The sequence below is a fragment of the Streptomyces sp. NPDC059564 genome (genome assembly GCF_042735575.1).
Classification (GTDB): Bacteria; Actinomycetota; Actinomycetes; order Streptomycetales; family Streptomycetaceae; genus Streptomyces.
In genome coordinates this window covers 37,625-46,785 of the sequence record NZ_JBHWBP010000017.1, presented here as the reverse complement: position 1 = coordinate 46,785, position 9,161 = coordinate 37,625, and the positions used below count along the sequence as shown (strand labels likewise).

General features: G+C 72.8%; 8 protein-coding genes. 3 read left to right on the top strand and 5 right to left on the bottom strand.

The annotated features are described in order from the left end of the window. Nucleotides 1-50 precede the first annotated feature (50 nt). Genes ACFV0Q_RS06170 through ACFV0Q_RS06150 form a run of 5 tightly spaced genes read right to left on the bottom strand, consistent with a single transcriptional unit; the run spans nucleotide 51 to nucleotide 4,420 of the window. A complete protein-coding gene (locus ACFV0Q_RS06170) occupies nucleotides 51-986 on the bottom strand; it encodes a tyrosine-protein phosphatase (protein ID WP_385001170.1) in 936 nt (311 codons plus the stop codon). A 30-nt stretch (nucleotides 987-1,016) separates the two neighbouring features. Further along, on the bottom strand, nucleotides 1,017-2,075 hold the full coding sequence (locus ACFV0Q_RS06165; RefSeq protein WP_385001167.1) for an NAD(P)H-dependent flavin oxidoreductase: 1,059 nt from the start codon (nucleotides 2,073-2,075) through the stop codon (nucleotides 1,017-1,019). Between the two features lie 19 nt (nucleotides 2,076-2,094). Next, entirely contained in the window at nucleotides 2,095-2,826 is a 732-nt protein-coding gene (locus ACFV0Q_RS06160; protein WP_385001164.1) for a CoA-transferase subunit beta, read from the bottom strand. Beyond that, nucleotides 2,823-3,674, bottom strand: coding sequence for a CoA transferase subunit A (locus ACFV0Q_RS06155; protein WP_385001161.1), 852 nt, complete (start codon nucleotides 3,672-3,674; stop codon nucleotides 2,823-2,825). Before ACFV0Q_RS06155 ends, ACFV0Q_RS06160 begins: the two co-directional genes overlap by 4 nt. Continuing rightward, nucleotides 3,671-4,420: an enoyl-CoA hydratase family protein gene (locus tag ACFV0Q_RS06150; protein ID WP_385001158.1), complete on the bottom strand. Its 750-nt coding sequence runs from the start codon at nucleotides 4,418-4,420 to the stop codon at nucleotides 3,671-3,673. Before ACFV0Q_RS06150 ends, ACFV0Q_RS06155 begins: the two co-directional genes overlap by 4 nt. Nucleotides 4,421-4,476: 56 nt before the next feature. On the opposite strand from ACFV0Q_RS06150, the gene ACFV0Q_RS06145 reads away from it, so the two are divergent. From ACFV0Q_RS06145 to rph, 3 genes are all read left to right on the top strand, one after another. After that, nucleotides 4,477-5,241 (top strand): SDR family oxidoreductase, encoded by a 765-nt coding sequence (locus ACFV0Q_RS06145; protein ID WP_385001155.1) that lies wholly within the window; start codon nucleotides 4,477-4,479, stop codon nucleotides 5,239-5,241. A 1-nt stretch (nucleotide 5,242) separates the two neighbouring features. Further along, nucleotides 5,243-6,151 carry an SDR family oxidoreductase gene (locus ACFV0Q_RS06140; RefSeq protein WP_385001152.1) on the top strand — a complete coding sequence of 303 codons (909 nt, stop codon included), beginning with the start codon at nucleotides 5,243-5,245 and terminating at the stop codon, nucleotides 6,149-6,151. Nucleotides 6,152-6,423: 272 nt separating this feature from the next. Then, complete coding sequence (gene rph, locus ACFV0Q_RS06135) at nucleotides 6,424-9,033, top strand: rifamycin-inactivating phosphotransferase (protein WP_385001149.1); 2,610 nt, start codon at nucleotides 6,424-6,426, stop codon at nucleotides 9,031-9,033. Nucleotides 9,034-9,161 lie beyond the last annotated feature (128 nt).

Below are 9,161 nucleotides of genomic sequence, written 5' to 3'. Positions count from 1 at the left end.
GGCCGTGCGTCGCGCACGGCCCGGCTCCTTCGTGTCTTGCGGTGCCGCCGTTACCGGACCATCTTGGACTGGAGCTTCGCCAGGGTCCCCAGGTCCAGGCCGAGGCCCTTCGTCAGGTAGCCGTAGAAGCCGCCGTACGCGGCGTCCATCTCGGAGGTCGCCGCGTCCAGGTAGTCCTGGCGGACCTCCTGCAGCGGGATCAGCAGGTCCGGGTTCTGCATCCGGCCCGACTGCTTGAGGCCCGCCCGGACCTGGGCGTCGTAGGCCGCGCGGAAGGTGTTCGAGGCCAGGTAGTCGCCCCCGGCCGTCGTCTCCGGCACGCCCAGCGCGCGCAGCAGGACGTAACTCATCCAGCCCGTACGGTCCTTGCCGGACGTGCAGTGGTAGAGCAGCGGGCCCTGCCCGCCGTCCGCGATCTCCCGCAGCGTCGCCGCGAACTGCGCCCGGTTCTCGGGGCTGCTCACGAAGGTGCGGTAGATGTCGCGCATGTAGGCCTCGGCGCGGCCGCCGCCGAGCATCTGCTCCTGCCGTACGGGGTCACCGCTGCCGATCGCGGTCAGCAGGGTCCCGTACAGGCCCAGGTCGCTGACCGGGCGGGCGGTGGCGGAGAGTCCGGGCGGCAGCCGGTCGGCGCCGTCGTACTGGACCTCCATCGGGATGCGGAAGTCGACGGCCTTCGTGAGGCCGAGACCCGCGACGGTGGTGATGTCCGCCGGGGTCAGCTTGCCCAGCGCGTCGGAGCGGTAGACCAGGCCCTGGCGGACCTGCCCGCCCGTGTAGGTGCGGTAGCCGCCGACGTCGCGTACGTTCACGGCGCCCTGCAGGGGGATCTGGCGGGCCGCCGGGGCCTGCTGCCGGAGCTGGTGGAGGGCGCCGGCCCTCGCTCCGGGTGCCGGCGCGGCGTGCGCGGCGGCGGGCAGGGCGGCGACGGCGGTGAGTGCGGTGACCGCTGCCGCGATCACCAGGCGGATTCGGGCACGTCTCATGGAAGGCGACTCCTGTGAGGAGAAGGGGGATCACCCTGGTGGAGGCAGGGTGCGGAGCGTGTGCAGTACCGCGTGCGCCTCGGCCATGACGCGGCCGACGAGCTCCGCACAGGACGGCAGATCCTCGATCACCCCCGCGACCTGGCCGGATGCCATGACACCGAGGTCGGTACGGCCCTCGACCATGGACGCCTTCAGGAGCATGGGGGTGTTCGCGGCCAGCAGGACCTGGCTCCAGGACAGGTCCTTGCCGTGCTTCATCGCCAGCCCGTCGCGCACCATCCGCGACCAGGACAGGCCCGACAGCTTCCTGAAGCCCGCCGCGTGCCGGACCGCCCGCGCCAGGGCCCGGGCGCGGCCCGCCCGCTCCAGGGCCTCGACCAGTTCGGTGCGCAGCATCCGGTGCGGGAGTCCGTCGACGGCGGTGGTGACGGTGACGTCCTTGACCGTGGCCTTCAGGTACTCGGCCTTGACGGCGTCCGGGACGGTGGAGTCGGAGGTCAGCAGGAACCGGGTGCCCATGGCGATGCCCGCGGCGCCGTAGGCCAGGGCCGCGACCAGGCCGCGGCCGTCGTGGAAGCCGCCCGCCGCGATCACCGGGATGTCCACCGCGTCGACCACCTGCGGCAGCAGCACGGTCGTGGCCACGTCCCCGGTGTGCCCGCCGCCCTCCCCGCCCTGCACGATCACCGCGTCCGCGCCCCACGCCGCGACCTTCTCGGCGTGCCGGCGGGCCCCGATGGACGGGATCACCACCACGCCCGCGTCCTTGAGGCGGGCGATCAGCTCCCTGGAGGGGGCCAGGGCGAAGGAGGCCACCCGTATGCCCTCGTCGATGATCAGCCGGGCGCGGTCGGCGGCGTCCCCGGCGTCGGCGCGCAGGTTGACCCCGAAGGGGGCGTCCGTACGGGACTTGACCTCGTGGACGGCCGCCCGCAGCTGGTCCATGGTCATCGTCGCCGAGGCCAGGATGCCGAGCGCCCCCGCGTTCGCCGCCGCCGACACCAGCCGCGGGCCGGCCACCCAGCCCATGCCGGTCTGGACGATCGGGTGGCGGACGCCGACGAGCTGGGTGAACGGCGTCTCCATGGTGGGAACCCCTGTCATGTCAGACCCGCACTTCGCGGTCGCGCAGGCCCTTGGGGTCGATCACCTCGCGGATCAGCCGCAGCTCCTCGGCGGTCGGCTCGCGCGTGTACGGGACCTCCTCGGGCAGCGCCAGCTCGAAGCCGGTGGCCGCCCGGACCTGGTCGAGGGTGACGCCCGGGTGGAGGGACGCCAGCCGCATCGTGCGGCCGGGGCCGGCGAAGTCGAAGACCCCGAGGTCGCTGACGACGCGGGGCAGGCGGTGGAAGCGGGTGACCCCGGCGGCCTCGGCGCGGTCGTGGCCGACGCCGCTGACCATGTCGACGCGCTCCACGAAGACCCGGGTGGAGTGCTTGGGGATCCAGTAGCTCACCGGGTTGTTCAGGGTGTTGACCGGTGCCCCGCGCACCCCCAGGAGCTGGCGGGCGGGCCGCTCCCAGTCGCCGATGCAGGAGATGTTCTGGTTGCCGTACCGGTCGATCTGGCTGGCGCCCATCATCACGTGCCGCCGCCCGCCGGTGACCATCGTCAGGTGCCTGCGGTACGGGAGCCAGCCCTCGGGCGTGCCGTCCAGGCCCACCAGCGTGGCTTCGCCGTCGGTGAGCAGGAGGTCGGGGGAGAAGGTGCGTTTGGCGAGCCGGGCGCCGAAGGCGGGGATCAGGCCCATCGGGCTGGCCAGGACCTCGCCGTTGTCGCGCCAGGCCTCGGCGCAGGCGATCACGCAGTACTCCGGGCGGCTGGGCCGGCTGGTCACATCTGCTCCTCGTGCCAGGTGCGGACGGCGGTCTGGTAGTCGTGCTCGCTCGCGCCGGAGAGGAAGCGGGCGGCGAACTCGGGCCAGGGGGTGGCGGCGTAGAGCTTCTGGAAGGGCTCGTCGCGGTCGTAGTCGGGCACGCAGGAGGTGAAGTGCGCGCCGTTCGGGGTCTCCACGACGCCGGTGACGCAATGCCGGCTGACGAGGAGCGACTGCGGGGGGCCCGACTTGGACAGCTCGGCGGTCTCCACGAGCCGTTCGCAGGACACGTACGCGGTGTCGGCGGCCTCGCAGAAGAGGTCGTCGAAGTAGGGGTCCGGGCCCAGGTACTGGCCGTTGCCCAGGCGGTCGGCGCGGTTGAGGTGGACCAGGGCCGCGTCCATGCGTAGGGCGGGGACGGCGACGAACTCCTCGCCGTCGGCGTAGGGGGAGGTGACCGTGCGCAGCTCGGGGTTGACCCGCATGACGTCGGAGCCGAGGCCGGCGCGGACGGGCAGGAAGGGGAGCCGGTTCGCGGCGGCGTGCAGGCCCCACATGAACATGGCCTCGTCGTACTCGGTGAGGGCGAACGCGCCGCTCTCGCGGGCGGCCCGGAAGTGCGGCTCCAGCGGGATCGAGTCGAGGGTGGCGAAGGGGGCGACGAGCCTGCGGATCCGGCCCGCGGCGGCGAGCAGGCCAACGTCGGGACCGCCGTACGAGATCACGGTCAGATCGGTGATCTCGGACCGGAGCAGTGCTCTCACCAGGGCCATCGGCTTGCGCCGCGACCCCCAGCCGCCGATGCCGAGGGTCATGCCGCTGCGCAGCCGGCCGACCACCTCGTCGGGGGTCATGGTCTTGTCGGTCATGCCGGTCGGTCCTTTCCGAAGCCGTCGCGGACCCGGTCGGCGACCCCGCTGAGGTTGGCCTCGAAGGTGAAGCCCTGCTCGAAGCGGTAGCTGCGCCGGACGTCGACGGGGTCGATGCCGTTGATGGCGGCCTTGGCCAGCCGGATCAGGTAGCCGTCCTTCTTCGCGATCTCGGCGGCCAGTTCCAGGGCGGCGCCGCGCAGCTCCGCGCGCGGGACCACCTTCCAGACCGAGCCGTGCGCGTGCAGTTCGGCGGCGGTGGCGGTGCGCGAGGTGTAGTAGAGGGCGCGCATCAGGTGCTGCGGGACCAGCCGGGCCAGGTGGGTGGCGGCGCCGAGGGCGCCGCGGTCCAGCTCCGGGAGGCCGAAGACGGCGTCGTCGGAGGCGACGATCGCGTCGGCGTTGCCGACCAGGCCGATGCCGCCGCCGAGGCAGAACCCGTTCACGGCCGCCACCACCGGGACCTCGCACTCGTAGACGGCGGCGAAGGCCTCGAAGCACCCGCGGTTGGCGCCGATGAGGGCGGAGTGTCCGGTGTCGCGCTGCATCTCCTTGATGTCGACCCCGGCGTTGAAGCCGCGGCCCTCGGCGGCCAGGACCACGCAGCGGACCTCGGGGTCGCGGCCCGCCGCGCGCAGGGCGTCGGCCAGGTCGTACCAGCCGCGCACGGGGAGCGCGTTGACGGGCGGGAAGTCGACTGTGACGAGTGAGACGCCCTTGTCGGGGCTGGAGGTGGAGACACCCATGAGCGGATCAGCTACCTTTCCACCAAACATTTGTTAGGTGAGGAAGGTAGCAGCCGATGGAGCTCAAGGGGAGGGTCGCCGTCGTCACCGGCGGAACCCGGGGCGTCGGCGCCGGGATCGCGCGGGCGTTCCTCGCGGCGGGCGCCGAGGTCGTCGTCTGCGCCCGCCGGCCGCCGGACCGGCCGGTGGCGGCGGACGGGCGGGAGGCCGCCTTCACCGCCGTCGACCTGCGGGAACCCGAAGCCGTGGAGGCGCTCTTCGGCGAGGTCGCCGCGCGCCACGGGCGCCTCGACTGCCTGGTGAACAACGCGGGCGGCACCCCGTACCGGCTCCTCGGCGAGGGCGGGGCCGAGCGGCACGCCCGGGTCCTCGCGCTGAACCTGGTGGCCCCGATGACGGCCTCGCTCGCCGCGTACCCGTGGCTGCGGGCCTCCCGCGGCTCGGTGGTGATGATCGGCAGCGTCAGCGGGACCCGCCCCTCGCCGGGCACCGCCGCGTACGGGGCGGCGAAGGCGGGGCTGGAGAACCTGGCGCGCTCCATGGCGGTGGAGTGGGCGCCCGAGGTACGGGTCAACTCGCTGGTCCTGGGCATGGTGCGGACCGAGCTGTCGCACCTGCACTACGGGGACGAGGCGGGCATCGCCGCGGTCGGCGCGACCGTCCCCCTGGGCCGGCTCGCCGAGCCGTCGGACGTGGGGGAGGCGGCGGTGTTCCTCGCCTCGGACCGGGCGGGATACGTCAGCGGGGCCAGCCTGCTGGTGCACGGAGGCGGGGAACGCCCGGCGTTCCTGGACGCGGCAACTGTCAACAGGGAGAACTGAGATGGGCATGACGGACGGACGAGTGGTCATCGTGACGGGCGCGGGCCGGGGCCTGGGCCGGGCGCACGCCCTGGCCTTCGCGGCGGAGGGCGCGCGGGTCGTCGTCAACGACCTCGGGGTGGGCCTCGACGGGCAGCCCGGGCCCGACAGCGCGGCGCGGGTGGCCGAGGAGATCGGGGCGGCGGGGGGCGAGGCGGTGGCCCACGGCGGGGACATCGCGACGGCCGGGGGCGCGGCCTCGCTGGTGGAGTGCGCGGTCTCCGCCTTCGGCCGCCTGGACACCCTGGTGAACAACGCCGGGTTCCTGCGCGACCGGATGCTCGTCAACCTCGACGAGGACGACTGGGACGCGGTGATGCGGGTCCACCTCAAGGGCCACTTCCTGCCGCTGAAGTACGCCGCCGCGTGGTGGCGGGCCGAGGCGAAGGCCGGCCGGCCGGTGGCCGCCCGGGTGGTCAACACCTCTTCGGGGGCGGGCCTGCTGGGCTCCGTCGGGCAGGGCAACTACAGCGCGGCCAAGGCGGGCATCCTCGGCCTCACCCTGGTCGCGGCGGCTGAGATGGGCCGGTACGGGGTCCAGGTCAACGCCATCGCCCCGGCGGCCCGGACCCGCATGACGGAACAGACCTTCGCGGAAACGATGGCGGCCCCGGTCGAGGGGGCCTTCGACGCGATGGCCCCGGAGAACGTCTCCCCCCTGGTCGTCTGGCTCGGCTCGGACGCCTCGGCCGGGGTCACGGGCCGCGTCTTCGAGGCGGAGGGCGGCCGCATCACGGTCATGGAAGGCTGGCACCCGGGCCCCACGGCCCACCGCGCGTCCCGCTGGACCCCGACGGAAGCGGGCGAAGCGGCGGCCAAACTCCTCGCGGCCTCGGAACCCCCGCACCCGGTGTACGGGGCGCAGAGCTGAAGGGTGTCGCGGAATCCGCGCGAACCGCCCCGAGATCCGGCCCGTCAGGCCGGCGGCCTCCGCCGCGGCCTCGCCGCAGGCGGTGGCCGGTCTGGGCGGGGTGCCATCGGACGGCACATGGCAAAGGCAAGGAGAGAGATCTCCTTGCCACTCTCAACTTATAGCGCGCCGGGGGGCTTGCCGCAAGACCCGGGTCAGGGCGCAGAATCGTCGACCGAAGCCACAACCTGCGGAAACGGGGCCACGACGTGCGTGTGGGAAGACGATCAGGGATGAAGACCGAGCAGTACGTGCTGGATCTTCAAGAGGCCGACGAGACGCAGGTCGCGGTCGTCGGCGGCAAGGGCGCGCACCTGGGCGGGCTGTCGCGGATCGAAGGCATCCGCGTGCCCGGTGGATTCTGCGTGACGACGGACGCCTTCCGGCGGATCATGGCCGAAGCGCCGTCGATCGCCGACCGGCTCGATGAGCTGTCGCGCGTGAACCCGGACGACCGGGAGGCGATCCGCACGCTCAGCGCGCGGGTCCGCCGGGCCATCGAAGGGGTCGCCATCCCGGGCGATCTCGCGGCGGCGATCACCCGCGCACTCGCCCGGCTCGGCGAGCGAGCCGCCTGCGCCGTCCGGTCCAGCGCGACGGCGGAGGACCTGCCGACGGCCTCCTTCGCCGGCCAGCAGGACACGTACCTGAACGTCGTGGGGCCGGCGGAGGTCCTCCGGCACGTCAGCCGGTGCTGGGCCTCGCTGTTCACCGAGCGGGCCGTGACCTACCGTCAGCGCAACGGCATCGACCACCGTACGGTCCACATGGCCGTGGTCGTGCAGCGGATGGTCTTCCCGCAGGCGTCCGGCATCCTGTTCACGGCCGACCCCGTCACGGGCAACCGGAAGGTCGCCACCGTGGACGCCGGCTTCGGCCTCGGCGAGGCCCTGGTCTCCGGCCTGGTGAACCCGGACGTCTTCACGGTGCGGGACGGCGAAGTCGTCGCCAAGACGATCGCCGCGAAGCAGCGTGCCGTCGCCGCCCTGCCGGCCGGCGGTACGGAGGAAGTGGCGATCGACGCGCGGCGGCAGGAGCAGCCGGCGCTGACGGACGCGCAGGCCGTACGGCTCGTGCGGCTCGGGCGGCGGATCGAAGCGCACTTCGGCCGCCCGCAGGACATCGAATGGTGCCTGGCCGACGAGGACTTCCAGATCGTTCAGAGCCGGCCGATCACGACGCTGTTCCCCGTCCCCGAGACCGGCGACCAGGACCATCACGTCTACGTCTCCGTCGGTCACGGGCAGATGATGACCGACCCCATGAAGCCCCTGGGGTACTCCATGTGGCAGCTGACGGCCATGGTGCCGATGCACGAGGCCGGCGGGCGGCTGTTCGTCGACGTCACCCGGCGCCTGGCCTCGCCCGCGAGCCGCGCCGGCCTCCTGGACGCCCTGGGGAAGGGAGATCCGCTGATCAGGGACGCTCTGGAGACCGTCCTCGACCGCGAAGACTTCGTCCCCTCGCTCCCGGACCCGGCTCCCGCCGGGCCGCCGGCCGGCGGTGCGCCCGCCCCGATCGAGACCGATCCGGCCCTCGTCACCGAACTGATCGAGCGCAGCCGGGCGTCCATCGCCGCCCTGGAGCGCGACATCCGGACGAAGACCGGACCGGAGCTGTTCGACTTCCTGCTGGAGGCCTTCGAGGAGCACAAACGAGTCCTCGGCGACCCCGTGAGCATGCAGGCGATCATGGCGGGGATGGAGGCCACGTGGTGGCTCAACGACAAGCTGGAGGAATGGCTGGGCGAGAAGAACGCGGCTGACACGCTCACGCTGTCCGCCCCCGACAACATCACGTCGGAGATGGGACTGGCGCTGCTCGACGTCGCTGACGTGATCCGCCCGCATCCGGAGGTGGTGACGTTCCTGCGGGGCGTCGCGTACGCCGAGGACGCCGCCTTCCTGGACGAGCTGGCGAAGCTCGCGGGCGGGACCGAAGCGCGCGACGCCATCGAGGCCTACCTCGACCGGTACGGCATGCGCTGCGTCGGCGAGATCGACATCACGAGGCCGCGCTGGCGCGAACGCCCCACCACGCTCCTGCCCGTGATCCTCGACAACGTCAGGATCTTCGAGCCGGGCGCCGCCGGGCGGCGCTTCGAGGAAGGCCGGCAGAAGGCGCAGAAGAAGGAACAGGACGTACTGGCACGCCTGCGGGCCCTGCCGGACGGGGACCTGAAGGCCGACGAGACCAAGCGGATGATCGACCGGGTCCGAACCTTCATCGGATACCGGGAGTACCCGAAGTACGGCATCATCAGCCGCTACTTCCTCTACAAGCAGGCCCTGCTGGAGGAGGCCGGGCGCCTCGTGCGGGCCGACGTGCTTCCCGAGCCGGAGGACGCCTTCTACCTCACGTTCCGGGAACTCCACGACGTCGTGCGCTCGAAGCAGGTGGACGACCGGCTCATCCAGCAGCGCAAGGACGCGTTCCGGTCGTACCACGCGCTCACCCCGCCCCGGGTGCTCACCTCGGACGGTGAGGCCGTCACCGGGGCGTACCGGCGCGACGACGTGCCGGCCGGCGCCCTGACCGGAGTGGCGGTCTCCGCCGGGACCGTCGAGGGAAGGGCCCGCGTCATCCTCGACATGGCGGAGGCCGATCTCGAAGCGGGCGACATCCTGGTCACGACCTTCACGGACCCCAGCTGGTCGCCGCTGTTCGTCGGGATCGCGGGCCTGGTGACGGAGGTGGGCGGCCTGATGACCCACGGCGCGGTGATCGCCCGTGAGTACGGCCTGCCGGCCGTCGTGGGCGTGGACCGGGCCACCCGCCTGATCCGGGACGGCCAGCGGATCCGCGTGCACGGCACCGACGGGTACGTCGAGATCCTGCCCTGACACCCGACCAAGGTCAGGCGGCGCTCCGCAGGGGGGTGGGGAAGAGCGCCCCTCCGGGCGGGAGGGGCGCTCTGGGGAGTATGTGATCAGGCAGGAGGGTCACCCGCCCGGGGAGATGAGCAGGGCCC